The organism is Citrobacter sp. Res13-Sevr-PEB04-36, from assembly GCF_015672735.1.
Classification (GTDB): Bacteria; Pseudomonadota; Gammaproteobacteria; order Enterobacterales; family Enterobacteriaceae; genus Citrobacter.
Genome location: NZ_JADABY010000044.1, coordinates 99,984 through 126,344, shown reverse-complemented (window position 1 = coordinate 126,344; position 26,361 = coordinate 99,984). Strand labels below are relative to the sequence as shown.

At 53.3% G+C, this 26,361-nt stretch carries 24 protein-coding genes and 1 pseudogene; 14 read left to right on the top strand and 11 right to left on the bottom strand.

Annotation, left to right across the window (positions count from 1 at the left end; translation table 11 throughout):
- Window positions 1-50: 50 nt before the first annotated feature.
- The 3 genes and pseudogenes from ppk1 to purM all read right to left on the bottom strand — a co-directional run.
- A pseudogene (ppk1, locus tag IMQ48_RS13940) lies at window positions 51-2,114 on the bottom strand (polyphosphate kinase 1); the annotation flags it as partial.
- Between the two features lie 189 nt (window positions 2,115-2,303).
- A complete protein-coding gene (purN, locus tag IMQ48_RS13935; RefSeq protein ID WP_196209507.1) occupies window positions 2,304-2,945 on the bottom strand; it encodes a phosphoribosylglycinamide formyltransferase in 642 nt (213 codons plus the stop codon).
- A complete protein-coding gene (gene purM, locus IMQ48_RS13930; RefSeq protein WP_196209506.1) occupies window positions 2,942-3,979 on the bottom strand; it encodes a phosphoribosylformylglycinamidine cyclo-ligase in 1,038 nt (345 codons plus the stop codon). The genes purN and purM overlap by 4 nt, the downstream gene beginning before the upstream one ends.
- A gap of 448 nt (window positions 3,980-4,427) precedes the next feature.
- On the opposite strand from purM, the gene upp reads away from it, so the two are divergent.
- The 3 genes from upp to IMQ48_RS13915 all read left to right on the top strand — a co-directional run bounded on the left by upp (window position 4,428) and on the right by IMQ48_RS13915 (window position 7,240).
- Window positions 4,428-5,054, top strand: a complete 627-nt coding sequence (gene upp, locus IMQ48_RS13925) for a uracil phosphoribosyltransferase (RefSeq protein WP_096756189.1) — start codon at window positions 4,428-4,430, stop codon at window positions 5,052-5,054.
- 99 nt (window positions 5,055-5,153) lie between these two features.
- Entirely contained in the window at window positions 5,154-6,443 is a 1,290-nt protein-coding gene (gene uraA, locus IMQ48_RS13920) for a uracil permease (RefSeq protein ID WP_196209505.1), read from the top strand.
- Window positions 6,444-6,538: 95 nt separating this feature from the next.
- Window positions 6,539-7,240, top strand: coding sequence for a DnaA inactivator Hda (locus IMQ48_RS13915; protein WP_212726261.1), 702 nt, complete (start codon window positions 6,539-6,541; stop codon window positions 7,238-7,240).
- Window positions 7,241-7,273: 33 nt separating this feature from the next.
- Here IMQ48_RS13915 and arsC read toward each other — a convergent pair whose 3' ends face one another.
- Entirely contained in the window at window positions 7,274-7,633 is a 360-nt protein-coding gene (gene arsC / locus IMQ48_RS13910; protein WP_196209504.1) for an arsenate reductase (glutaredoxin), read from the bottom strand.
- Between the two features lie 123 nt (window positions 7,634-7,756).
- On the bottom strand, window positions 7,757-9,220 hold the full coding sequence (gene bepA, locus IMQ48_RS13905) for a beta-barrel assembly-enhancing protease (protein WP_196209503.1): 1,464 nt from the start codon (window positions 9,218-9,220) through the stop codon (window positions 7,757-7,759).
- Window positions 9,221-9,447: 227 nt separating this feature from the next.
- Here bepA and IMQ48_RS13900 point away from each other — a divergent pair, with 227 nt between their 5' ends.
- From IMQ48_RS13900 to iadA, 4 genes are all read left to right on the top strand, one after another.
- Window positions 9,448-10,512: an AI-2E family transporter gene (locus IMQ48_RS13900; RefSeq protein WP_096756194.1), complete on the top strand. Its 1,065-nt coding sequence runs from the start codon at window positions 9,448-9,450 to the stop codon at window positions 10,510-10,512.
- 165 nt (window positions 10,513-10,677) lie between these two features.
- Complete coding sequence (locus IMQ48_RS13895; RefSeq protein WP_196209502.1) at window positions 10,678-11,337, top strand: nucleoside recognition domain-containing protein; 660 nt, start codon at window positions 10,678-10,680, stop codon at window positions 11,335-11,337.
- 1 nt (window position 11,338) lies between these two features.
- Entirely contained in the window at window positions 11,339-11,800 is a 462-nt protein-coding gene (locus tag IMQ48_RS13890; protein ID WP_196209501.1) for a YjiG family protein, read from the top strand.
- Window positions 11,801-11,811: 11 nt separating this feature from the next.
- Window positions 11,812-12,975 (top strand): beta-aspartyl-peptidase, encoded by a 1,164-nt coding sequence (gene iadA / locus IMQ48_RS13885; RefSeq protein ID WP_196209500.1) that lies wholly within the window; start codon window positions 11,812-11,814, stop codon window positions 12,973-12,975.
- A gap of 101 nt (window positions 12,976-13,076) precedes the next feature.
- Here iadA and bcp read toward each other — a convergent pair whose 3' ends face one another.
- Window positions 13,077-13,547: a thioredoxin-dependent thiol peroxidase gene (gene bcp, locus IMQ48_RS13880; RefSeq protein ID WP_196209499.1), complete on the bottom strand. Its 471-nt coding sequence runs from the start codon at window positions 13,545-13,547 to the stop codon at window positions 13,077-13,079.
- Complete coding sequence (locus tag IMQ48_RS13875; RefSeq protein WP_196209498.1) at window positions 13,547-14,119, bottom strand: glycine cleavage system transcriptional repressor; 573 nt, start codon at window positions 14,117-14,119, stop codon at window positions 13,547-13,549. The genes bcp and IMQ48_RS13875 overlap by 1 nt, the downstream gene beginning before the upstream one ends.
- 145 nt (window positions 14,120-14,264) lie before the next feature.
- Here IMQ48_RS13875 and dapA point away from each other — a divergent pair, with 145 nt between their 5' ends.
- From dapA to ypfH, 6 genes are all read left to right on the top strand, one after another.
- Window positions 14,265-15,143: a 4-hydroxy-tetrahydrodipicolinate synthase gene (gene dapA, locus IMQ48_RS13870; protein ID WP_196209497.1), complete on the top strand. Its 879-nt coding sequence runs from the start codon at window positions 14,265-14,267 to the stop codon at window positions 15,141-15,143.
- A gap of 16 nt (window positions 15,144-15,159) precedes the next feature.
- Window positions 15,160-16,194 carry an outer membrane protein assembly factor BamC gene (gene bamC, locus IMQ48_RS13865; protein WP_196209496.1) on the top strand — a complete coding sequence of 345 codons (1,035 nt, stop codon included), beginning with the start codon at window positions 15,160-15,162 and terminating at the stop codon, window positions 16,192-16,194.
- 110 nt (window positions 16,195-16,304) lie between these two features.
- Window positions 16,305-17,018, top strand: coding sequence for a phosphoribosylaminoimidazolesuccinocarboxamide synthase (gene purC, locus IMQ48_RS13860; protein ID WP_196209495.1), 714 nt, complete (start codon window positions 16,305-16,307; stop codon window positions 17,016-17,018).
- Window positions 17,019-17,147: 129 nt separating this feature from the next.
- Window positions 17,148-18,014 (top strand): neutral zinc metallopeptidase, encoded by an 867-nt coding sequence (locus IMQ48_RS13855; protein ID WP_196209494.1) that lies wholly within the window; start codon window positions 17,148-17,150, stop codon window positions 18,012-18,014.
- A gap of 15 nt (window positions 18,015-18,029) precedes the next feature.
- Window positions 18,030-20,045 carry a tRNA(Met) cytidine acetyltransferase TmcA gene (locus IMQ48_RS13850; protein WP_196209493.1) on the top strand — a complete coding sequence of 672 codons (2,016 nt, stop codon included), beginning with the start codon at window positions 18,030-18,032 and terminating at the stop codon, window positions 20,043-20,045.
- Window positions 20,046-20,118: 73 nt separating this feature from the next.
- On the top strand, window positions 20,119-20,817 hold the full coding sequence (gene ypfH / locus IMQ48_RS13845) for an esterase (protein ID WP_196209492.1): 699 nt from the start codon (window positions 20,119-20,121) through the stop codon (window positions 20,815-20,817).
- Window positions 20,818-20,920: 103 nt separating this feature from the next.
- Here ypfH and IMQ48_RS13840 read toward each other — a convergent pair whose 3' ends face one another.
- The 3 genes from IMQ48_RS13840 to IMQ48_RS13830 are packed head-to-tail and all read right to left on the bottom strand — an operon-like array spanning window position 20,921 to window position 22,645.
- A complete protein-coding gene (locus IMQ48_RS13840; RefSeq protein WP_096756206.1) occupies window positions 20,921-21,121 on the bottom strand; it encodes a hypothetical protein in 201 nt (66 codons plus the stop codon).
- A 27-nt stretch (window positions 21,122-21,148) separates the two neighbouring features.
- Window positions 21,149-22,276, bottom strand: coding sequence for a succinyl-diaminopimelate desuccinylase (gene dapE / locus IMQ48_RS13835; RefSeq protein WP_196209491.1), 1,128 nt, complete (start codon window positions 22,274-22,276; stop codon window positions 21,149-21,151).
- A gap of 3 nt (window positions 22,277-22,279) precedes the next feature.
- Complete coding sequence (locus IMQ48_RS13830) at window positions 22,280-22,645, bottom strand: ArsC family reductase (protein WP_196209490.1); 366 nt, start codon at window positions 22,643-22,645, stop codon at window positions 22,280-22,282.
- A gap of 388 nt (window positions 22,646-23,033) precedes the next feature.
- On the opposite strand from IMQ48_RS13830, the gene ypfM reads away from it, so the two are divergent.
- Window positions 23,034-23,093, top strand: a complete 60-nt coding sequence (gene ypfM, locus IMQ48_RS13825; protein WP_001386977.1) for a protein YpfM — start codon at window positions 23,034-23,036, stop codon at window positions 23,091-23,093.
- A 76-nt stretch (window positions 23,094-23,169) separates the two neighbouring features.
- Here ypfM and acrD read toward each other — a convergent pair whose 3' ends face one another.
- The gene (gene acrD, locus IMQ48_RS13820) at window positions 23,170-26,283 is read right to left on the bottom strand and encodes a multidrug efflux RND transporter permease AcrD (protein ID WP_196209489.1); all 3,114 of its coding nucleotides are present in this window, start codon (window positions 26,281-26,283) and stop codon (window positions 23,170-23,172) included.
- Window positions 26,284-26,361 lie beyond the last annotated feature (78 nt).

Below are 26,361 nucleotides of genomic sequence, written 5' to 3'. Positions count from 1 at the left end.
GGGGCTTTCTCATTTGCCGCCTTCCCACCACTTGAATTATTTAGGCTAGTGTCAGGTTGCTCGAGTGATTTGATGTAGTCATAAATCGCCAGCTGCGACTGAACTTTACGGCGGTTTCCACGTGGCACATAGCGATTACTCAGCTCTTTATCAATGTAACGGGCTTTTACCGTATCACTAAACAGGATCTCGATAATATCCAGCACGCGCTGCTTGAGGTGTGGGTCCAGCAGTGGCGTGGCGACTTCGATACGATAATCGATGTTTCTCGTCATCCAGTCCGCAGAGGACAGATATACCTGTTTATCGCCACCATTCTCGAAGATATAGACCCGGTCATGTTCAAGGTAGCGGTCAACGATGCTGATCACGCGAATATTGTCACTGATGCCTTCCAGATTCGGGATCAGGGAGCACATCCCGCGGATCAGCAAATTAACCGGCACGCCCGAGCAGGATGCCGCATAGAGACGGTCAACGAGGCCCTTATCGACCAGGTTGTTCAGTTTTAACGTAATGCCCGAAGAGCGCCCCTGCTGTGCATTGGCAATCTCTTTGTCGATCATCTCATACAGCAGACGTCGTGAGTTTTGCGGGGAAACCAGTAGATAATCAAAAGTCACCGGACGATACGGGTTTTCGATAAAGTTGAACACCCGACGTACTTCGTTGGTAATGCGAGAATCGGCGGTAAGCAAAGAGTAGTCGGTATACAGTCGTGCCGTTTTTTCGTTGAAGTTCCCGGTACCGATATGGGCGTAGCGCACCACCTCGTCGCCTTCTTTTCGCGAGATAAGGAACAGCTTGGCATGAATTTTCAGGCCCGGTGCGGAGAAGATGACGTGTACGCCTGCTTCAGTCAGACGCTTGGCCCAATGAATGTTGGCTTCTTCATCAAAACGTGCCTGCAACTCGACGACCACGGTCACTTTTTTACTGTTGTGAGCTGCATGGATCATTGCATCGATGATGCGGGAGTCTTTCGCCACGCGGTAAATGTTGATCTTTATTGCCAGCACGCTCGGGTCAAACGAGGCCTGACGCAGCAGTTCAAGTACGTGCTCAAAAGTATGATACGGATAATAGAGCAGAACATCGCGCTCGCGGATCGCATCAAATCCGTTACGGAACTTCTCGTTATCAAACCAAATATGGCGCAGGCGAGGCAGCGGCTTGTTCACCAGATTGGCTTTGCCAACGTTAGGGAAATTAATAAAGTCTTTAAAGTTATGGTAACGCCCGCCGGGTACGATTGAATCGTAGCGAGAGATCGTCAGTTTTTCTCGCAGAATTTCAACCAGCGCATTGGGCATATCACGCTGATAGACAAAGCGAACAGGCTCCGCGGTCAGACGCTGCTTCAGGCTGGATGACATGAGCTCCATCAGGCTGGATTCCATCTCGTGCACCAAATCGTATTCGGCATCACGGGTCATTTTCATCGAATAGGCGTTCAGCGTATCGTAATCAAAGAACCCTTTGAAAATGTCATCAAGACAATAACGCAAGATGTTGTCTAACAGGATCATCGGTTTGCGGCGGCGCGGCGTTTCCGGCGGCAGATTTACAAAACGGGGAACCTTGTCGGACGGAATTTCCAGCAGCGCATAGCGAATGGTATCACCACGAATGATCTCCACGGCCAGATAGGTATAGTCGTCTTTCAGAAACTGGACTAAATCAGTCTCGCGGTTAATCAGGATCGGCGTAATGTGCTGGCGCAGATATTGCTTGAAGTAATGACGTAACCAGCTTTGTTGATTGACTGACAGCTGGCGCTCATTGATTAAGAATATTTGATTGCGCGCCATCTCCAGCAGTAATTCATTGTACAGGCCGTCGAACTCTTGATCGGCTTTGAGTACGCGGGCCTGGATTTTGCCTAACAGATGGCGGGAGTGAGAGTTAGAACCCTGCTCTTCGCTAATAATAATGCGGCGTTTTAGTTCGGCAAAACGAACTTTATAAAACTCGTCGAGGTTGTTGGAATAGATGCCCAGAAAGCGCATCCGTTCGATCAACGGGTTTGACTTATCAGCAGCTTCCTGCAGGACGCGTTCGTTGAACGCTAACCAGCTAAGCTCTTTCTCGATGTATAGCTTTTCCTGACCCATTACCACTTTTACTCCGTTTCATTCACGGGACACTGCATGATCATTATGGCGAGCATTGCTCTCAGATGTCCAACTGTGCCAGAAAAATATGACAATAAACCGTCTGATAGCGAAGAGAAAGGGGAGAGTAACGCGTAGGCCGGATAAGGCATTTATGCCGCCATCCGGCTTTACAGATTGATTAACCGATTATTCGTCTACAGCATAACCCTGTGGTGAAAGACGATTACCGTCCAGCCAGGCTGCGTTATCGCGCATTTTCAGGCGACCGTCGATAAACCAACTGACGACCAGCGGATAAATAGCATGTTCCTGCGCCTGAACGCGGGCCGTCACATCATCTTCGCTGTCACCTTCAAACACCGGTACTTTCGCCTGCAGAATAACCGGTCCACCGTCCAGTTCATCAGTGACAAAATGAACGGAAGTTCCGTGTTCTTCATCGCCGTTTTCCAATGCCTGGCGATGCGTATGCAGGCCGGGGTATTTGGGTAACAGAGAAGGGTGGATATTCAGCAAACGTTCGGCGTAGTGGGCAACAAACGCCGGACTGAGGATGCGCATATATCCGGCCAATACGATGACATCTGGCGCATAGGCATCAATCTCTTGTATCAGTTGGCGATCGAATGCTTCACGGCTGGCAAACTGGCTCGCCTCCAGCGAATGCGCCGGAATACCGACCTCTCGCGCACGTTCAAGGCCGAACGCGTCGGCCTTGTTACTGAATACTGCGCATACGGTGCCATTGATTTTATTCTGTTTGCAGGCGTCGATTATCGCCTGCAAATTGCTTCCGTTTCCGGAAATGAGCACCACAATGTTTTTCATTCAATAACCACACGCTGTTCGGAATCAGACGCTTTGATGATACCGATTCTCCACGCGTTTTCACCTTTTGCATTCAGCAAGGCGAGAGCATTTTCTACTTCTGCTTCTGGCAGGGCGATAATCATGCCTACGCCGCAGTTGAAGGTGCGGTACATCTCATGCTGGCTGACGTTACCCGCCGTTTGCAGCCAGTTAAACACGGCTGGCCATTGCCATGAGGATTCGTCGATTACCGCCTGGGTGTTATCTGGCAGGACGCGCGGGATATTTTCCCAGAAACCACCACCGGTCAGATGTGCAATTGCGTGCACATCAACCTTCTCGATCAGTTCCAGAATAGACTTCACATAAATACGGGTAGGCGCCAGCAGGTGATCGGCCAGTGATTTGCCTTCCAGTTCGGTTGTTTCTGGGTTGCAGCCGCTGACGTCGACAATTTTACGCACCAGGGAATAACCATTGGAATGCGGGCCGCTGGAGCCAAGCGCAATCAGCACATCGCCATCAGCCACTTTTGAGCCGTCGATGATTTCTGATTTTTCGACCACGCCAACGCAGAAGCCGGCCACGTCGTAATCTTCGCCGTGATACATCCCCGGCATTTCAGCTGTTTCGCCCCCGACCAGAGCACAGCCAGACTGCAGGCAGCCTTCGGCAATCCCGTTAATGACGCTGGCTGCGGTGTCCACATCCAGTTTGCCGGTCGCATAGTAGTCGAGGAAAAACAGCGGCTCAGCGCCCTGCACCACGAGGTCGTTAACGCACATCGCCACCAGGTCAATACCGATGGTGTCGTGGCGCTTTAGATCCATAGCCAGACGCAGTTTTGTACCTACGCCGTCAGTGCCGGAGACCAGTACCGGTTCACGATATTTTTGCGGCAATGCGCACAGCGCACCGAAGCCACCCAGACCACCCATAACTTCCGGGCGACGGGTTTTCTTTACTACGCCTTTGATTCGATCGACCAGAGCATTCCCTGCATCAATATCAACACCGGCATCTTTGTAGCTAAGAGAGGTTTTATCGGTCACTGCCTGGTTCCCCACGTGTTTACTGGTAGTAAAAGTTAAATTCGGCGCAATTCTAACAGGGAAAGCAAACGTTTGCGAGCCTGCTCTGTATAGACTTTTTTATGTCGGATTTTTCAGCATTTTACGTCATTGCTACAGGTCTCTGGTCGCATTGACTTCGCGTCCACCTAAAAATAATGATGGTGCTAGGACATTAGCACGTGCACCTAAGTAATCTTTTTTAAAGTACTAATGTGCCATCCTGGTTGACGATGAATTTTAATATAATTCAATGGGTTGTTAATTATCCTGATTCATCGGGTAGGACGTGTTTTATACTCATCTCCCAGACGCAAATGACTTTGGTTGATCCATATCAAGCGTATGCAGTGTTGCGCCAGAGAGGAAAAGCGGTATAATCCGGCGATTTTTTTTGTGGTTGCCACTCGTCTGAGGAAAGGAGAAGAGTATGAAGATCGTGGAAGTCAAACACCCACTCGTCAAACACAAGCTGGGATTGATGCGTGAAAACGACATCAGCACTAAACGCTTTCGTGAACTCGCCTCGGAAGTTGGCAGCCTGCTGACCTATGAAGCAACCGCTGGTCTGGAAACTGAAAAGGTGACCATTGAAGGCTGGAACGGTCCGGTTGAAGTTGACCAAATCAAAGGTAAAAAAATCACCGTTGTGCCAATCCTGCGTGCGGGTCTGGGTATGATGGAAGGTGTACTGGAAAACGTCCCAAGCGCGCGTATCAGCGTGGTGGGCATGTACCGTAACGAAGAGACGCTGGAGCCGGTACCGTACTTCCAGAAGCTGGTATCTAACATTGATGAGCGCATGGCGCTGATTGTTGACCCGATGCTGGCCACCGGAGGTTCCGTTATCGCCACTATCGACCTGCTGAAAAACGCGGGCTGCAGCAGCATTAAAGTGCTGGTGCTGGTTGCGGCACCGGAAGGTATTGCCGCGCTGGAAAAAGCGCACCCGGATGTTGAGCTGTATACCGCATCTATCGACCAGGGGCTGAACGAGCACGGATACATTATTCCGGGACTCGGCGATGCCGGCGATAAGATTTTTGGTACCAAGTAAATGAATAATTAAAAAGAAGCCGACTTTAAGAGTCGGCTTTTTTTTGAATAAAACAACAACCCAATCGCTAATAACAAACAATAATTCGAGGAAAACACTATGACGCGCCGTGCTATCGGGGTGAGTGAAAGACCGCCGCTTTTACAGACAATCCCGCTTAGTTTGCAGCACCTGTTCGCCATGTTTGGCGCCACGGTACTGGTGCCAGTCCTGTTTCATATCAACCCGGCTACCGTCTTGCTGTTTAACGGCATTGGTACGCTGTTGTATCTCTTTATCTGTAAAGGGAAAATCCCTGCTTATTTGGGGTCCAGCTTTGCCTTTATCTCTCCGGTACTGCTGCTGTTGCCGTTAGGGTATGAAGTGGCGCTCGGCGGTTTTATTATGTGTGGCGTGCTGTTCTGCCTGGTTTCTTTCATCGTTAAGAAAGCGGGTACCGGCTGGCTGGATGTCATGTTCCCACCAGCGGCTATGGGCGCAATCGTTGCCGTCATCGGCCTTGAGCTGGCAGGTGTCGCCGCGGGGATGGCGGGCTTGCTGCCTGCTGAAGGGCAACTGCCTGACTCTAAAACTATCATCATCTCGATGGTGACGTTGGGTGTAACGGTATTTGGTTCAGTGCTGTTCCGTGGCTTTATGGCGATTATCCCTATTTTGATTGGTGTGCTGGCAGGTTATGCGCTGTCATTTGTGATGGGCGTTGTGGACACCACGCCGATTGCCGAGGCCCACTGGTTTGCGCTGCCAACCTTCTACACGCCGCGCTTTGAATGGGTGGCTATTCTGACCATCCTGCCTGCAGCGCTAGTGGTGATTGCCGAACACGTAGGACACCTGGTGGTGACCGCCAATATCGTGAAGAAAGATTTGATTCGCGATCCCGGTCTGCACCGTTCGATGTTCGCCAACGGCCTGTCGACGGTGATCTCCGGCTTCTTTGGCTCCACGCCTAACACCACCTACGGCGAGAACATCGGCGTAATGGCCATTACCCGCGTGTACAGTACCTGGGTCATTGGCGGGGCAGCGATTTTTGCCATTCTGCTCTCTTGCGTGGGTAAACTGGCCGCCGCGATTCAGATAATCCCACTGCCGGTCATGGGCGGCGTTTCGCTGCTGCTTTACGGGGTGATTGGCGCGTCAGGTATCCGCGTATTGATTGAATCAAAAGTTGATTACAACAAAGCGCAAAACCTGATCCTGACCTCGGTTATTCTGATCATCGGCGTGAGCGGTGCGAAGGTTCACATTGGGGCGGCTGAGCTGAAAGGCATGGCGCTGGCGACCATTGTCGGCGTTGCTCTGAGCCTGATCTTCAAAGTGATCAGCCTGCTGCGTCCGGAAGAAGTCGTCCTCGACGCTGAAGATGCTGACAGACCGCAACACTAAGTCTCTGACCGGGCGGCATCGCTGCCCGGTTCTATCGCGACGTATTTCTGTGGTAAACTCAACGCGATTTTATGAAATCCTGGGTTGAGGTATCTCTGAACACACCGGCACAGCTCTCTTTGCCACTTTATCTTCCTGACGATGAAACCTTCGCAAGTTTCTGGCCGGGGGATAACTCCTCTTTACTGGCCGCGCTGCAAAACGTGCTGCGTCAGGAACATAGCGGGTATATCTATCTCTGGTCGCGTGAAGGCGCGGGCCGTAGTCATTTGCTGCACGCAGCCTGCGCCGAGCTTTCTCAGCGTGGGGATGCTGTCGGCTATGTCCCGCTGGATAAGCGTACGTGGTTTGTCCCGGAAGTGCTTGATGGCATGGAACATCTCTCGCTGGTGTGCATTGATAACATCGAATGCGTGGCCGGGGATTCCCTGTGGGAAATGGCGATTTTCGATCTCTACAACCGCATCCTGGAATCAGGGAAAACGCGCCTGCTGATCACCGGCGATCGCCCGCCAAGGCAGCTGAATCTCGGACTGCCGGATCTGGCTTCTCGTCTGGACTGGGGGCAAATCTACAAACTGCAGCCGCTCTCGGATGAAGATAAGCTTCAGGCATTACAATTACGCGCCAGGTTGCGCGGATTCGAACTGCCGGAGGACGTGGGCCGCTTCCTGCTAAAGCGTCTGGATCGCGAAATGCGCACGTTGTTTATGACCCTGGATGAGCTGGATCATGCGTCGATAACGGCCCAGCGTAAGCTGACCATTCCGTTCGTTAAAGAGATTCTGAAGCTGTAAGTACCGCAGCCGGAAAGACTGCGGTGCATCACATTAGCCGACGATGTCCAGTACCTGCTCCGGCGGTCGTCCAATTCGTGCCTGGCCGTTGGCAACTACAATCGGGCGTTCCATCAGTTTCGGGTTTTCCACCATCGCCTGAATCAGCGCCTCTTCACTCAGACTCTCGTCCGCCAGGTTGAGCGATTTATAGAGATCTTCTTTCTGGCGCATCAGCTCGCGTGCGCTGGACATGCCCAGCATCTGCAGCAGATTACGCAAAGTTGCTGCGTCTGCGGGAGTGTCGAGATACAGCACTACTTCCGGCTCCACACCAGTAGACTTCAGTAATTCCAGCGTTTCGCGGCTCTTGGAGCAGCGTGGGTTATGGTAGATTTTAATCGCGTCTGACATGACTTCTCCTTGCATAGCAATACTGCCGGATGGCGGCCAAAAGGCCTTATCCGGCCTACATACCGCGTCTGGCGTAGGCCGGATAAGACGCTACAGCGTCGCCATCCGGCAAGGGGGCGATAATTACATCTTCGTGTACGGTTTAAAGCGCTCTTGCAGCTGGCGTAGCTGGTCGATACGGGCATCGTATCGGGCCTGCTGCTGGCTTCCCAGCTTCACCTGTGCGCTTGCGCTGCTGAGCAGAGAAATGGCCTGGTCAAGACGTCCTGCCAGCGCATAACCTTCTGCGCGTGCTGCCAGTTCCTGATCGCGGTTATTCAGTGTTGCTTCCGTTTGCGCTAATAGATCCCAGCCGTTACTGTCATCTTTATGATTAAACGTATAACGGTTCAGAATAGTTGCCGCTTCTTTGGCCTGACCGGCCTGTAAGTAAGCATTTGCCAGGTTAAGCTGCAATACCGGATTAACGCGCAGGTCGCGGGCGTTTTTCAGGCGATTAATCGCATCGCTGGTTTTCTTCTGGCCGAGATCAATATCGGTCGCCAGGTCAAGATACCAGGCATTGTTCGGATCGGCAGACAGCAGCGGTTGTAGCGCTTTACGCGCTTCATCGTATTTACTGTCTTCCATTGCCTGCAATGCGCGGCCGTATTGTGCCGCCCGTTGTTCACGGACATTGCCCTTTGCCCAGTTATCCAACAGGTCGCTGCTCAACTGGTTGCGGCCCGAATTGTACATACCGAGGGTTCGCGCTTTTGCCAGATAAAAATCTTCCGAGGATTGCACCACTGTCGGACGCATCTGGTTAGCACGGTTACGCGCATCCGCCAGACGGCTTTCTGGCAGGGGGTGCGTCAGCAGAATTTCCGGCGGGCGCGTGGAATAGCGCGCCTGATCGAGTAGTTTTTCCAGAAACGTCGGCATGGCCTGCGGATCAAATCCTGAGCGTTGCAGGACCTGAATACCGATGCGGTCCGCTTCCTGTTCATTTTGCTGCGTAAAGCTGATCATCCCCTGACGGGTGCCGGCCAGCGTACCGGTCAGGGCCGCCATCCCCGCCTGCGGGCTGGCCATCGCCAACAGAATAGAACCCAGCGCACCAACCCATGTCAGCGGGGCAGAGCGTTTTTGGTCTTCCATGGCGCGCGCCAGGTGACGCTGCGTGACGTGAGAAATTTCGTGCGCCATGACCGACGCCAGCTGGCTTTCGTTATCGGAATAGCGGAAAAGCGCAGAGTGCAGCACAACGTTGCCGCCAAAGAAGGCAAAGGCGTTTATTTCATCGTTGTTAATCAAAAAGAAATGGAAGGGGGTTTTGACCGAGTCCGCGTGTGAGACCAGACGCATCCCCAGAGTATTAATGTATTGCGTCAGTAAAGGATCGTTAATTAGCGGCGCACTGCCGCGCAGCTGGCGTACGTAATAGTCGCCCATCTGCATTTCCTGCCCAATGGAAAGCGTGCTCCCTGCTGATGTTCCCATATCCGGTAGGGTGTCCGCAGTGTCAGCAAATGCGGGCGCGACCTGACCAAGGGCCAGTGCGGCAATGAGGGTAGCAACCAGGTTTTTTTTCAACTGCCTGAACATAACCTCTGTCCTGTATTCTTTTTTGAGATAGCCATTTGACCCGTGCTGTGAAGTATCGTTCACCCTCTGCCAGCTTTGGGAGTGTAACTGCGAAATACGACGATGAACACCCAGGAAAAATGTCTTTTCACTTTGCGTAAACAGCAATAAAAAGCGAAGTCTTTTTTGTGACATTTCGATACAATTCGGGATCGCAATCCCGCTATCGAGGTTCATGGAAGGGTTTTATGCTCGAAATGTTGATGCAATGGTATCGCCGCCGCTTTAGCGACCCAGAGGCTATTGCCTTGCTGATTATTCTGGTTGCCGGTTTTGGCATCCTTTTCTTCTTTAGTGGGCTGTTAGCACCGCTGCTGGTTGCCATTGTGCTGGCTTATCTACTGGAATGGCCTACAGTGCGGTTGGAAAACATTGGCTGTTCAAGGCGTTGGGCGACATCCATTGTGCTGGTGGTGTTTGTCGGGATTCTGCTACTTATGGCGTTTGTGGTGATGCCGGTTGCGTGGCAGCAGGGGATCTACCTGATTCGTGACATGCCCGGTATGCTCAATAAGTTGTCTGATTTTGCCGCCACCTTACCACGACGGTATCCGGCGTTGATGGATGCCGGCATCATTGATGCGATGGCAGAGAATATGCGCGCACGTATGCTCAATATGGGCGATTCCGTGGTGAAATATTCGCTGGCCTCGTTGGTCGGATTGCTGACGCTGGCGGTGTATCTGGTTCTCGTTCCGCTGATGGTATTCTTCCTGGTGAAAGACAAAAGTCAGATGCTGAATGCTGTACGTCGGGTACTGCCGCGTAACCGCGGTCTGGCCGGGCAAGTCTGGAAAGAGATGAACCAGCAAATCACCAACTATATTCGCGGCAAAGTGCTGGAAATGGTGGTGGTAGGCGTCGCAACCTGGCTTGGCTTCCTGCTTTTTGGTCTCAATTACTCTCTGCTGTTGGCGGTACTGGTCGGTTTTTCAGTGCTGATCCCGTATATCGGTGCCTTTGTGGTAACCATCCCGGTGGTGGGTGTGGCGCTGTTCCAGTTTGGCCTCGGAACTGAGTTCTGGAGTTGCTTTGCCGTGTACCTGATTATTCAGGCGCTGGACGGCAACCTGCTGGTCCCGGTACTGTTCTCCGAGGCCGTAAACCTGCATCCATTGGTGATTATCCTGTCAGTGGTGATTTTTGGCGGGTTGTGGGGATTCTGGGGTGTTTTCTTTGCCATTCCGCTAGCAACGTTGATCAAAGCGGTGGTCCATGCCTGGCCGGATGGCCAGACTATTGACGAGTCATAGACCCTGTCGCCCGGCGGTGCAATGCTGTCGGGCCAGAACTAGTCCGACCTCTATACACACTTTCTGAATAATCTCCCAGGGTGTCGTTTTTCTCGGTATTTGTCTTTAACTTGACCAATGTGATGTCTTTTTGTCACGCAAGGAATAAGACCAACAGGAGAAAAAATGGGCCACAACACGCACACGCAACAAAAAGTCGGATGGGTTGGCTATCTCGCCTTTTTCGTCACTATCATCCTTTTTTCCGGCATGTTTTCGAAAAGTACCGAGTGGTGGCGGGTGTTTGATTTCACCATCCTCAACGGGGCATTCGGGCAGATAAACTCGGCGGGCGAGACGGCGGTCTCTTTTCGCGGTACTGGCGGTATGGGGGCAAAAGATGGCTTTTTGTTCGCGCTGGAACTGGCGCCCTCCGTCATTCTTTCACTCGGTATCATCTCCGTAACCGAAGGGCTTGGAGGATTGCGCGCGGCACAACAGTTGATGACGCCGGTCCTGCGGCCTTTGCTGGGCATTCCGGGTATTTGCTCGCTGGCTCTGATCGCGAATTTGCAAAATACCGATGCGGCAGCCGGAATGACCAAAGAGCTGGCGGAAGAGGGGATTATTACAGAACAGGAACGCGCCATTTTTGCCTGCTGGCAAACTAGCGGCAGTGCATGTATCACCAACTATTTTTCCTCAGGTGCAGCGCTGTTTACAATGGTCACTGTTCCGGTGATTACGCCACTGGCCGTGATCCTGGTCTTCAAATTTGTCGGCGCGAACCTGCTGCGTCTGTGGATTTCGCAGCTTGAAAATCGCCGTACGCGGCAGGAGGCCTGAGATGACGACGCACGTACGTAAAAATGTCATGGATATGTTTATCGATGGCGCAAGGCGCGGGTTTACCATTGCCACCACCAGTCTGTTACCTAATGTTGTCATGGCGTTTGTGATTATTCAGGCGCTGAAGGTGACGGGGTTGCTCGACATCGTGGGTCGGGTATGCGAACCGGTAATGGCGCTGTGGGGATTGCCGGGTGAATCGGCCACCGTGCTGTTAGCCGCGGTGATGAGTATGGGCGGCGGCGTTGGTGTTTGCGCCAGTCTGGTTGTCGCCGGTGCGCTTTCGGGACATGATGCCACGGTATTGCTACCGGCCATCTACCTGATGGGCAACCCGGTGCAAAATGTTGGACGTTGTCTGGGGACTGCGGGGGTTCATCCTCGCTATTACCCGCTTATTATTGCGGTATGCGTGATTAATGCGCTGCTCTCTATTTGGGTTATGCAGGTTATTGCCTGACAAGGAAGGTTATGAACTGTTCAATTCTTGGTCTGACGCTGTTCCAGCGTGGACACGTTTACGCGCCCGAAGATTTGGGGCAACAGGATATTCTGGTTGCTGGCGGCAAAATTGTCGCCATTGCGCCGTCTATCCCGGCAGGCGATTTTCCCGGCTGTCAGTGTATCAATCTCGACGGCGCGATTGTGTGTCCGGGATTTATCGATCAACACGTCCATCTAATTGGCGGCGGCGGGGAGGCCGGACCGCATACCCGCACGCCGGAAGTGCGTCTGTCACGCCTGGTTGAAGCCGGCATAACCTCGGTGGTGGGATTGCTGGGCACCGACGGAATTACCCGTCATCCGGAGTCGCTGTTGGCGAAAACCCGTGCACTGGAATATGAAGGTATCAGCGCCTGGATGCTCACCGGGGCGTATTCATTACCCTCCCCAACCATTACCGGCAGCATTGAGCGTGATGTGGCGCTAATCGACAAGGTGATTGGGGTGAAATGTGCTGTTTCAGACCATCGCTCATCTGCTCCGAATTCCTCTGTGCTGGCGAACATGGCGGCGCAGTCGCGCGTTGGTGGGTTGTTAGGCCGCAAGCCGGGGATCAGCGTCTTCCATATGGGCGACAGCCCGCGCATGCTGGAGCCGTTATACCAGATCCTCGACTGCTGCGATGTACCGATTACCAAACTGTTGCCGACCCACGTTAATCGTGCAGAACCGTTGTTCCAGGCAGCGCTGGAGTATGCACGCAAAGGTGGTTATATCGACATAACCAGCAGCATTGATGAGCCCGTGGATCCGGCAACGGCCATCGCGACCGCGCTGCGTACCGACGTCCCGCTGTCGCGGATTACCCTGAGTTCAGACGGTAACGGCAGTCAGCCGGAATTTGATGAACATGGCAATCTGACGGGCATTGGTGTGGCTGGATTTGAATCACTGGCACACACGCTGCGCCAACTGGTGACGGTTCATGCCATTCCTCTGGAGCAGGCACTATGTCCACTCACGCGTACGGTCGCAGAATTTTTGGGGCAGGGGCATAAAGGACATCTGGCGGTGGGATGCGATGCGGACATTCTGGTGCTCAACGACGCGCTGGAGGTTTATCACCTGTGGGCGAAGGGCAACGCCGTGGTGAAAGAGAAAAAAGCGTGTGTTAAAGGGACGTTTGAATAAACGAGTTGACGCCGGATGGCGGCGTGAACGCCTTATCCGGCCTACGTGCGTGCATTTGTAGGCCGGATAAGGCGTTCACGCCGCCATCCGGCATTTCACGGTCAGGCGTTTTCCTGCACCCATTTCAGCACGATGTCGTGGTGATTGCTGGTTTTGAAATCATCAAACACATGCTCAATTTTCCCTTCAGCATCAATCAGGAAGCTGATGCGATGAATGCCATCATAGGTTTTACCCATAAATGACTTTTCTCCCCAGACGCCAAACTGCTCACAAACCTGGTGATCTTCATCGGACAGGAGCGTGAAGTTAAGCACTTCTTTCTCCACGAAGCGGGAAAGCTTCTCAGGTTTATCAGTACTGATTCCCAGCACTTCAACGCCTGCTTTTTTTAACTGATCCATGTTATCGCGTAAGCCACAGGCCTGTACGGTACAGCCGGGTGTCATGGCTTTCGGGTAGAAATAAACCAGAACGCGCTGTCCCTGGAAGTCGGTTAAATTTACTTGTTCTCCGTCTTGATCCGGCAAGCTAAATTTCGGTGCGATATCACCGGCTTTCAGTGGGTTCATTACTTAACTCCATTTTGTTCATCATGCTGTGAGTAATTGACGACGTTAATACTGCCTTGCGCATTGAGTTCTGTACAGAGTGCTTTAAAGGCATCCTCAATATTTGCCGAATCGTGTGACGCAGGGCTATGTGCGGTAATTTGAATAAACAGTTGCGCGGCCTTTTCATTCTCCGCCGGTTGGGTGCGAGAAACCAGTTCAGCAATATTCATTTGATGACTGTCGAAAAGGGCGGTGAAGCGTTCAATTAAATGGGGAGAGTCGGGGACATCAACTTGCACCCATACCGTAGCGGGCATCGCTGGACGGGGGCGCGCGGTTGTACGCTTCATCACAATCAATAAATCCAGCTCTGCGCCTTTCAACGGCAAGGTTGATTCAATCAGGGTGATGGCATTCCAGGTGCCAGACAACAGCATGATAAACGTAAACTCGTCACCCAACATGGCCAGTCGGCTGTCTTCAATATTACAGCCACAACTGCTGACATGACGAGTGATGGTGTTCACAATTCCTGGGCGGTCGGCACCCAGCGCAGTAATGACCAGATAGTGTTGCGATGACGATGTCAAACCTGTTCTTCCTTTGAGCGGTGAGGTAATCATAAGGAAAGCATAAAAAAAACATGCATACAACAATCAGAAGGGCTCTGGTCGCTTGCTTTTATTGTCGTACCAAACGTACCATTGAGACACTTGTTTGCACAGAGGATGGCCCATGTTCACGGGAAGTATTGTCGCGCTTATTACGCCGATGGATGAGAAAGGTAAAGTCTGCCGGTCGAGCCTGAAAAAACTGATTGATTATCATGTCGCCAGCGGCACCTCGGCGATCGTTTCGGTTGGCACCACCGGTGAGTCCGCCACCCTGAGTCATGATGAGCATGGCGACGTGGTGATGATGACGCTGGATCTGGCCGATGGGCGTATTCCGGTGATTGCCGGAACCGGCGCCAATGCGACCGCAGAAGCCATTAGTCTGACGCAGCGTTTCAACGACAGCGGTATTGTCGGCTGCCTGACGGTGACGCCTTACTACAACCGCCCAACCCAGGAAGGTTTGTTCCAGCATTTCAAAGCCATCGCTGAACATACTGACTTGCCACAAATTCTGTATAATGTGCCGTCCCGTACTGGCTGCGATATGCTGCCGGAAACCGTTGGTCGTCTGGCGAAAGTAAAAAATATTGTCGCTATCAAAGAGGCCACAGGGAACTTAAGTCGTGTTCACCAGATCAAAGAGCTGGTTTCAGACGATTTTATTCTGCTCAGCGGTGATGACGCGACCGGGCTGGACTTTATGCAGCTTGGTGGTCATGGCGTGATTTCCGTTACCACTAACGTAGCGGCACGTGAAATGGCTGAAATGTGCAAACTGGCGGCAGAAGGGCGTTTTGCTGAGGCGCGGGTAATTAACCAGCGTCTGATGCCGTTACACAACAAACTATTTGTCGAACCCAATCCTATCCCGGTGAAATGGGCATGTAAGGAATTGGGTCTTGTGGCAACCGATACGCTTCGTCTGCCGATGACGCCAATCACGGACAATGCTCGTGATATCGTCAAAGCGGCGCTTAAGCATGCCGGTTTGCTGTAAAGTTTAGGGAGATTTGATGGCTTACTCAGTACAAAAGTCGCGCCTGGCCAAGGTTGCGGGTGTTTCGCTAGTTATGTTGCTCGCGGCCTGTAGTTCTGACTCGCGCTATAAGCGCCAGGTGAGCGGTGATGAATCCTATCTGGAGGCCGCACCGCTTGCTGAGCTTCACGCGCCAGCTGGGATGATTCTGCCGGTAACAACCGGTGATTATACCATCCCGGTGACCAACGGCAGCGGCGCTGTTGGTAAAACGCTGGATATTCGCCCACCGGCTCAGCCGTTAGCATTGGTCAGCGGTGCGCGTACCCAAATCGCAGGCGATACGGCAACGTTGCTGGTAGAAAATGGTCGTGGTAACACGCTGTGGCCGCAGGTTGTTAGCGTGATTCAGGCGAAAAACTACACCATTACCAAACGTGATGATGCCAGCCAGACGCTGACGACCGATTGGGTTGACTGGAATCGTCTTGATGAAGATGAGCAGTATCGCGGACGTTATCAAATCTCGGTTAAACCGCAGGGCTATCAGCAGGCGGTAACGGTGAAACTGGTTAACCTTGAGCAGGCTGGTAAGCCAGTAGCAGATGCCGCGTCAATGCAGCGCTACAGTGCTGAGATGATGAACGTTATCTCTGCGGGTCTGGATAAGACCGCTACCGATGCCGCGAATGCCGCGCAGAGCCGTTCTGCCGCCACTATGGATGTGCAGAGTGCCGCCGATGACACTGGCTTGCCGATGCTGGTAGTACGCGGACCGTTCAACGTGGTGTGGCAGCGTCTGCCAGCAGCACTTGAGAAAGTTGGCATGAAAGTGACCGACAGTACTCGTTCTCAGGGCAGCATCGCCGTGACCTACAAACCGCTGTCCGATAGCAACTGGCAGGAACTGGGCGCGAGCGATCCGGGTCTGGTGTCCGGTGACTACAAACTGCAGGTGGGTGATTTAGACAACCGCAGCAGCTTGCAGTTTATCGATCCGAAGGGGCATACCCTGACGCAAAGCCAGAACGACGCGCTGGTCGCCGTCTTCCAGGCAGCATTTAGCAAGTAATTAAACAGGGCTGGAGCAATCCAGCCCTTTTTTCTGTATAGTGACGCAAACGTGTGCGTCGACAAGAAAACGCAATATTTATCGTTATTTCACACCCAGGAGTAATAAAGATGCAAAAGCAAGCTGAGTTGTATCGTGGTAAAGCGAAGACCGTATACAGCACGGAAAACCCGGACCTGTTGGTGCTCGAATTCCGCAATGATACGTCAGCAGGGGATGGCGCGCGCATCGAACAGTTCGATCGTAAAGGCATGGTGAATAACAAGTTCAACCATTTCATTATGACCAAGCTGCAAGAAGCGGGCATTCCGACCCAGATGGAGCGACTGCTATCCGATACCGAATGTCTGGTGAAAAAACTGGAGATGGTCCCGGTTGAGTGCGTGGTGCGTAACCGCGCTGCAGGTTCCCTGGTGAATCGTTTAGGCGTTGAGGAAGGTATTGAACTGAATCCGCCGCTGTTTGATTTGTTCCTGAAAAACGATGCTATGCACGATCCAATGATTAATGATTCCTATTGCGAAACGTTTGGTTGGGTAAGCAAAGAGAATCTGGCACGCATGAAAGAGCTGACCTACAAAGCCAACGACGTGCTGAAGAAAATGTTTGATGACGCGGGCCTGATTCTGGTCGACTTCAAACTTGAGTTTGGTTTGTATAAAGGTGAAGTGGTTCTGGGCGACGAATTCTCTCCGGACGGTAGCCGTCTGTGGGATAAAGAAACGCTGGATAAAATGGACAAAGATCGTTTCCGCCAGAGTCTGGGTGGCCTGATCGAAGCCTATGAAGCCGTCGCACATCGCCTGGGTGTGAAGTTAGACTGACCCTTCTTCGAGCCGGCGATCGCTCTCCGGCTCATCAATTCCCCCCTGGTTTGATTACTCTTTCTTATGGTAATCCTGTTCCGAACCGCCTACGATCATCATCATAATGAATAAAAAGTTGAGGTGATTATGCGCTGGCAAGGGCGTCGTGAAAGCGACAATGTAGAAGACAGACGTAATAGCTCGGGCGGCGGACCTTCTATGGGCGGGCCGGGTTTTCGTTTGCCAAGTGGTAAAGGCGGCATCATCCTGCTGATTGTGGTCCTTGTTGCCGGTTATTATGGCGTCGATCTCACCGGGTTAATGACCGGCCAACCTGTTTCGCATCAGCAATCCACGCGCTCCATTAGTCCGAATGATGATGAAGCGGCCAAATTTACCTCGGTGATCCTCGCCACGACCGAAGACACCTGGGGACAGCAATTTGAAAAAATGGGCCGTACCTATCAGCAGCCCAAGCTGGTGATGTACCGTGGCGCGACGAGAACGGGATGCGGTGCGGGCCAATCGGTGATGGGGCCATTCTATTGCCCGGCCGATGGCACGGTTTATATTGACCTCTCCTTCTATGACGACATGAAAAGCAAGCTGGGCGCTGATGGTGATTTCGCTCAGGGCTATGTCATTGCGCATGAAGTTGGGCACCACGTGCAAAAGCTGTTAGGCATAGAACCGAAAGTTCGCCAGATGCAGCAGAATGCCTCTCAGGCGGAAGTGAATCGTCTTTCCGTGCGTATGGAGCTACAGGCCGACTGCTTTGCTGGTGTCTGGGGGCACAGTATGCAGCAGCAGGGCGTACTGGAAACGGGCGATCTGGAAGAAGCGCTGAACGCCGCCCAGGCGATTGGTGACGATCGTCTGCAGCAGCAGGGGCAAGGACGTGTGGTACCGGACAGTTTTACGCATGGTACCTCTGAACAACGCTATAGTTGGTTCAAACGCGGTTTTGATAGCGGTGACCCGGCGCAATGTAATACCTTTGGCAAAGGCATTTAAGATCCTGAGGCAAGGATGTCCGATAACACCGCGCTGAATGCGTTAACCGAACACATGGCCCGGGAAGGTATCCGTCGTCTGCTGATTATTAGCGGCGAGGGCCTTTGGCCTCAGGAACGGGCGTTTGCGCTACGCAACACCTTACCCGGCGACTGGTTATGGGTGGGAGCAATGGCCCCTACCGAGCCGTGCTGCACGCCGCAGGCGTTGCAAACGTTGCTGGGGCGCGAATTTCGCCATGCGGTTTTTGACGCCCGGCAGGGATTCGACGTCGCGGCCTTTGCTGCTCTGAGCGGCACTCTGCGTGCCGGGAGTTGGCTGGTGTTGCTGACGCCCCCCTGGCAGGAGTGGCAAACGCATCTGGATGCAGATTCAGTGCGCTGGAGCGACTGTGCGCAACCTATCCCCACGCCGCATTTTGTCGAGCACTTTCAACGAGTCATTACTCGTGACGGGCAAACCCTGCACTGGCAGCAGCATCAGCCGTTTGCACCAGCTCATTTTCCCGCGCGCGCTGGCTGGCAGCCGGCCAACGGCGAACCTCAACCAGAGCAGGCGGTCATTTTACAGCAACTGCTGGAAATGCCGCCCGGTATAGCAACGGTAACTGCCGCACGCGGTCGGGGTAAATCCGCGCTGGCCGGGCAGTTGATATCACGCATGAAGGCAAGCGCCATTGTCACTGCCCCGGCGAAGGCTGCGACGGATGTGCTGGCGCACTTTGCCGGGGAACGTTATCGCTTTATGGCGCCAGACGCGTTACTCACCGGCAGCGACACTGCTGACTGGCTGATCGTGGATGAAGCTGCCGCTATTCCAGCCCCGTTGCTGCATCAGCTGGTTTCGCGTTTTCCACGTGTGCTGTTGACCACCACCGTTCAGGGCTACGAGGGAACCGGCAGAGGGTTCTTATTAAAGTTTTGCGCGCGTTTCCCCCATCTTCAGCGTTTTGAACTGCAGCAGCCCATCAGATGGGCACAGGGGTGCCCGCTGGAGAAAATCGTTAGTGAGGCGCTGGTGTTCGACGACGAAACCTTTTTGCATCCCCCTCTGGGCGATATCCACTTCTCCACCTTTGAGTCGACGGCCTGGCATAGCAACCCGCATCTGCCGCTGGCGGTATACCGGTTGCTCTCCGGGGCGCATTACCGCACGTCTCCGCTGGATTTGCGTCGAATGATGGACGCGCCCGGTCAGCATTTTTTGCAGGCATCGGCGGCTGACGCAGTGGCGGGGGCCGTCTGGTTGGTGGATGAAGGCGGCTTATCCGCTGAACTTAGTCAGGCTGTCTGGGCGGGTTATCGTCGTCCAAGAGGAAACCTGGTGGCGCAATCACTGGCCGCGCACGGTGGTGACCCACAGGCGGCGACGCTCGTCGGACGTCGGGTAAGCCGTATTGCAGTTCATCCCGCCCGCCAACGAGAAGGTATTGGGCAATGGCTAATCGAGCAGGCTCATCACTATTCCACGCAGTGTGACTATCTGTCGGTCAGTTTTGGTTATACGAGTGAGTTGTGGCGTTTCTGGCAGCGCTGCGGCTTTGTACTGGTGCGGATGGGGAATCATCGGGAGGCCAGCAGCGGCTGCTACACCGCAATGGCGCTGTTGCCGATAAGCGAGGCGGGAAAACGCCTGGCCGCAACCGAACATCTGCGCCTGCGTCGGGATGCTGACATTCTGGCGCAATGGAACAACGAGACTATTCCGGTCGTGCCGCTGAAAGAGACTACGCTTAACGATGACGACTGGCAGGCGCTGGCCGGATTTGCCTTTGCGCATCGACCGCTGCTCACTTCGCCAGGCTGTCTGAGTCGTCTGCTCCAGCGCAGCGAGTTGCCTCTCCCGGCATTGCGCGGACGTGTCGACGAGAGGTGCAGCGACGCTGAACTGTGCCAACGACTGAAGGTGTCCGGGCGTAAAGCGTTGTTGTTGGTTCAGCGGGCTGAGGCCGCGCAGGCGCTCGCTCAACTCGATGCGGACCGGACGCAACGGCTACAGAATCGCATTATGCAATGGCAATTTTTTCACTAACTTCTTCAATTTCCTGGCATGGTCATTGCGATTAAGCGGCGTAGAATTACTCTTATCAGTTAAGGAGATCGCCATGAAACATGACCATTTTGTTGTTCAAAGTCCCGATAAACCTGCGCAACAGCTGTTGCTGCTGTTTCATGGCGTCGGCGATAACCCGGTTGCCATGGGCGAAATTGGTTCCTGGTTTGCGCCGCTGTTCCCGGATGCGCTGATTGTCAGCATCGGGGGGGCACAGCCTTACGGTTCCACCGGCGGCCGGCAGTGGTTTTCAGTGCAGGGCGTGACGGAAGAGAACCGTCAGGAGCGGGTTGATGCCATCATGCCGGTGTTTATTGACATCGTACGCTACTGGCAGCAACAGAGCGGCGTTTCCCCTCAGGCTACCGCGCTGATTGGTTTTTCGCAGGGGGCGATTATGTCGCTTGAGAGCATCAAGGCCGAACCGGGGTTAGCATCGCGGGTGATTGCCTTCAATGGCCGCTACGCCAGCGTGCCGGAGGTGGCGACGACCGCCACAACGGTGCATTTGATTCACGGCGGGGAAGACCGGGTGATCGAACTGTCTCACGCCGTTGCCGCGCAGGAAGCATTAATTCGTGCCGGTGGGGATGTGACGCTGGATATCGTCGAGGATCTCGGCCACGCCATTGACGATCGCAGCATGCAATGTGCACTCGATCATTTGCGTTTTACCGTACCGAAGCACTACTTCGATGAAGCATTGAGTGGCGGTAAACCCCACGATGATGATGTGATTGCCATGATCTGATTGATCACCGTAGGCCGGATAAAACGCGAAGCGTTGCCATCCGGCACGTAATGCCCGGTGGCGCTAACGCTTACCGGGCCTACGGGACTTATCGGCCTACTAATTATTTCTTCGGCTGATCCTTGTTCGGCCAGTCATCGTCATCATCCCATTTATCGTTAAAGTCACGATGCGGGGGAAGCTCCGGTTTATTGGCGAGAAATTTTTTATGGTCAACGCGCTTGAGATCTTTGATAACGTTCAGCAGTACGCCTACCAGAAAAACCAGTACTAAAATCCACCAATACTTTGCCAGCAAGTCCATGCTCATTTCCTCTTGCAGGAACGCTCATCAGGCGACGAGCTGCTCCATGATACGTTGATACATACGGGCAAGCAGCTGCAGGTCGGCGGCATTAACACATTCATTAATTTTATGAATGGTGGCATTGACCGGCCCAAGTTCTACTACCTGCGCCCCCATGCGGGCAATAAAGCGCCCGTCGGATGTCCCGCCTGTAGTCAGTAACTGCGGTTTAATTTCATTATAGTGCTCAATGGCATTGACTACCGCATCTACCAGTTTACCGCGCTCCGTCAGGAACGGTTGACCGGAAAGCCACCAGTCAACGGTATAACGCAACTGATGCTTATCCAGCAGCGCCAGCACCCGCGATTTGATCATCTCATCGTTGAGTTCGGTGCTGAACCGGAAGTTGAACTGGACAAAAAGCTCGCCGGGGATAACGTTATTGCTACCGGTTCCTGCCTGAATATTGGCAATCTGCATGCTGGTCGCGGGGAAAAATTCATTGCCCTGATCCCATTCAATGCTTACCAGTTCATTCAGCATTGGTGCCGCGCGGTGCACCGGGTTATCGGCCAGATGTGGATAGGCCACGTGCCCCTGAACGCCGTGAATCGTCAGGTTGCAGGTCAGTGAACCCCGACGCCCGTTTTTGACCACGTCACCGACGATTTCCGTACTGGATGGCTCGCCGACCAGGCAATAGTCCAGTCGCTCGTTGCGGGCCATCAGCGCTTCAACCACCTTTACGGTGCCATTTTTCGCACTGGCTTCTTCGTCAGAGGTGATTAAAAATGCCAGACGGCCTTTATGGTTAGGGTGCTGAGCGACGAAACGCTCTGCCGCGACAACCATTGCCGCCAGCGATCCTTTCATATCCGCAGCGCCGCGTCCGAACAGCAGACCGTCGCGGATTGTCGGTTCAAATGGCGGATTGATCCAACGATCAACATCACCGGCAGGCACGACGTCAGTGTGACCGGCAAACGCCAGCGTCTCACCGTGTCCGCGCCATGCCCAAAAATTCTGTGTGTCACCAAAATCCATACGCTCAACGGTAAAACCTACCGCGCGCAGGCGCTCAATCATTAACGCCTGGCACCCTGCGTCATCCGGGCTCAGAGAAGGACGGCGAATAAGCTGCTGTGTCAGCTCAATAACCGGGCACGACATAGACTACACCTCATTACAATCATTAAAAAACTGCATATAACTGGATTCACTAAAACCCAGCAGCATAGGCTTACCCGGCGCGCAGAGCAATGGGCGTTTGATTATTGCTGGCATTTCAATCATCAACGCGGCGGCGGAGTCCGCAGTGGTGATGTGGCTCCGCGTGGCTTCATCCAGTTTGCGCCAGGTGGTTCCGCGCGTATTGAGCAGCGGCTCCCAACCTAGCTCGTTGATAAAGGACTGCATGAGTGCGTTATCCAGACCGTCAACGCGATAATCATGGAAGCGGTAGTCAATACCGCGTTCCTCCAGCCAGCGTCGGGCTTTTTTAATCGTATCGCAGTTTTTAATGCCGTAAAGGGTAATCATTTGAATCCTTATTGACGTAATTTGAATATTTATTCTTGTGCTGTGTTATTCCAGATAATACATATTGTCACTCAATCGTTATAGAAAAATATAACATTGTTGAACAACAGTGAATAATGATTCCTGAAAGTTCCAGAACCTCGGCTGGCGTGAAATTCAGAATTTACCGCTTTGCATCCGACTGTTTTTCCATCAGAATTGGCAAAGTAGTAGATTATGTATGAATATTTCAAAATATTGCCGTAAGTCACATAAAATTTATGGGTATAGCGCATAGTGATGACATACACCCCACACACGGGAGGATGCAATCACAACCATTGGTTAAATTGTCTTCTTTTAATGATGATGATTCCGTAGAATGCCCATAATAATAAGAGAGGTTGTTATGATTGAACGTGAACTGGGGAACTGGAAAGACTTTATCGAAGTCATGCTTCGTAAATAAATTTCTGGCAGATATCCTGATCCCGTAAGGGATAAAAAAAGGCGACTCATGATAAGTCGCCTTTTTTGTGTCCTGATTATTCCGGGCGTGGTTTCAACGGAAAGCGTCTGCGTACCAGCACAAAAAACAGCGGCACGAAGTAAATTGCCAGAAGAGTAGCAGAGATCATCCCACCCATTACGCCGGTTCCCACTGCATGCTGACCGCCGGAGCCTGCGCCGCTGCTGATGGTCATCGGTAATACCCCGAAGATAAACGCCAGTGAGGTCATCAAAATCGGCCGTAAGCGCTGGCGACAGGCATGCAGCGTGGCATCGAGCAGGTCGTGTCCTTTTTCATTCATCTCATTGGCGAATTCAACAATCAATATCGCATTTTTCGCCGACAGCCCGATAACCGTTAATAACCCGACCTGGAAATAGACGTCGTTTTCCAGACCGCGCATCCAGGTCGCCAGCAGCGCGCCAATCACCCCCAACGGCACTACCAGCATGACGGAGAACGGTACCGACCAGCTCTCGTACAGCGCAGCCAGACACAGGAACACGACTAACAGCGAAATGGCGTACAGGGCAGGGGCCTGAGAGCCCGAGAGCCGTTCCTGATACGACATCGCCGTCCACTCGAGGCCAAACCCGGTCGGGAGCTGATGCACCAGCGATTCCATCACGTCCATTGCCGTCCCGGTACTGACGCCGGGCGCGGCTTCGCCGACGATCTCAACGGCAGAGTAGCCGTTGTAGCGTTCCAGACGCGGTGAACCGGTTTCCCAGCGCGAGGTGGCAAACGCCGAGAACGGCACCATACCGCCGCTATTATTGCGCACGTACCACAGGTTGATGTCGTCAGGGAGCATGCGATATTTCGCCGCCGCCTGCACGTAGACTTTTTTCACACGACCGCGGTCCATAAAGTCATTGACGTAACTGGAGCCCCAGGCTGTTTGCAGCGTGTCGTTAATATCATCGATAGAAACCCCCAACGCTTGTGCTTTGCGCTGATCGATATCAATTTGCAGCTGCGGACTGTCGTCCAGGCCATTATGACGTACGCGGGTCAGAGACGCGTCCTTCCCGGCAAGCTCTATCAGTTTGTCCCGCGCGGCCATTAAGGCGTCATGGCCCGCACCGGCGTGATCCTGCAACTCCATATCAAAACCCGCAGAGCTACCCAGACCGCTGATGGCCGGAGGGCTACTGGCAAAAACGCGCGCCTCTTTAATCTGGTTAAACGCTTTGGTGGCGCGTTCGATAATGGCAAATGAAGTACCGGTGGTGGTGTCACGCTCGTCCCAGTCTTTTAAGCGGACGAACATGCGCGCTACGTTCTGCCCGTTCCCACCAGGGCCAGAGCCGACGGTTGAGAAGACCGACATGATGTTGTCTTTTTCATGGGTGAAGTAATATTTCTCGACTTCTTCGACCACTTTTAACGTCTGCTGTTGCGTGGAACCGCTGGGCAACTGTACCGAGGTGGTAAACATACCGCGGTCTTCCAGCGGCAGGAACGAGGTTGGCAGGCGCAGGAACAGGAATACCATGCCGCCGAGCAGCAAGCCGTAGATCAGGATCCAGCGCAGGCTGCGATGCAAAATTCGGGCAACGCCTTTTTCGTAACGTTCAGCGTTGCGGTTGAACATCCGGTTAAACCAGCCAAAGAACCCGGTCTGACCGTGATGTTCGCCCTTATGCAGTGGTTTGAGCAATGTGGCGCACAGGGCCGGGGTCAGGATCATCGCCACCAGCACCGACAGCACCATTGCCGAGACGATGGTAATTGAGAACTGGCGGTAAATTGCCCCGGTGGTGCCGCCGAAGAAGGCCATCGGGATAAACACTGCTGACAGCACCATGGCGATACCCACCAGCGCACCCTGGATCTGCCCCATCGATTTTCGCGTGGCTTCACGTGGCGAGAGGCCTTCCTCACTCATGATGCGCTCAACGTTCTCTACCACCACAATGGCGTCATCGACCAACAAGCCGATCGCCAGCACCATCGCAAACATCGTTAGCGTGTTGACGCTGTAGCCAAAAGCGTAGAGCACAGAGAAGGTGCCCATTAACACCACCGGGACGGCGATGGTCGGGATAAGTGTCGCGCGGAAGTTTTGCAGGAACAGGTACATCACGAGGAAGACCAGCGCGATGGCTTCCAGCAGCGTTTTTACCACGTCGATAATCGACGCTTTGACGAAGGAGGTGGTTTCATACGCCACCTTGTATTCCAGTCCGTGCGGGAAATATTGCGACAGCTCATTCAGGCGATTGATAACCAGATTCGCTGTCGCCATTTCATTGGCGCCAGAGGCTAATTTCACCCCCAGGCCGGAAGCAGGGTTACCGTTAAAGCGGCTTAGATAATCATATTTCTCCGCGCCCATTTCAACCGTGGCAACGTCGCCCAGTTTGACTTCGGAACCGTCCTGATTCACGCGCAGCGTAATCGCGCGGAATTCATCCGGCGTTTGCAGCAATGACTGGGCATTAATCGTCGCATTCAGTGCCTGTTTGTCCACCGAAGGCGTGCCGCCAAGTTGGCCGACAGCAATTTGCGCATTTTGCGACTCGATAGCGTCGGTGACGTCTTTGGCGGTCATCTGAACGCTGTTCAGCTTGGCCGGGTCGAGCCAGATACGCATGGAGTATTGGGAGCCGTAGGCGTCAATATCCCCCACGCCATTAATGCGGCTGAGCGGATCCTGAATATTACTCGCCACGTAGTCGGCGATGTCCTGCTTGTCCATGGAGCCGTCGGTGGAGACAAAGGCGATAGTCAGGATATTGGTATCCCCGGTTTTACGTACCGTCACCCCTTGATCCTGTACCGCCTGCGGTAGCTTACGCATCGCCGACTGCAGCTGGTTTTGCACCTGTTGCACGGCTTCATCAGGATCGCTTCCGGCCACAAAACTTAGCGTCACTGTTGCCTGACCGGTCCCGCTGCTTTGCGAGGACATGTACATCAAATTATCGAGGCCGGTCATGTTCTGTTCGATAACCTGGGTTACGGTGTTTTCCAGGGTTTGTGCTGATGCACCAGGATAGTTTGCGGTAACACGCACGTTTGGCGGCGCCAGATCGGGATATTGCTCAACGGGCAGCGAAAAAATAGCCAGGGTTCCTGTGAGACACAACAGGATAGCTAACACCCAGGCAAAAATGGGGCGATCGATAAAAAAATTCGCCATTAAAAGAGGACCTCGTGTTTCTGCGTATCGTTATCGGTATGACTTGCTTCACTGTAGCGGCAAGGTACGGGCCAAACG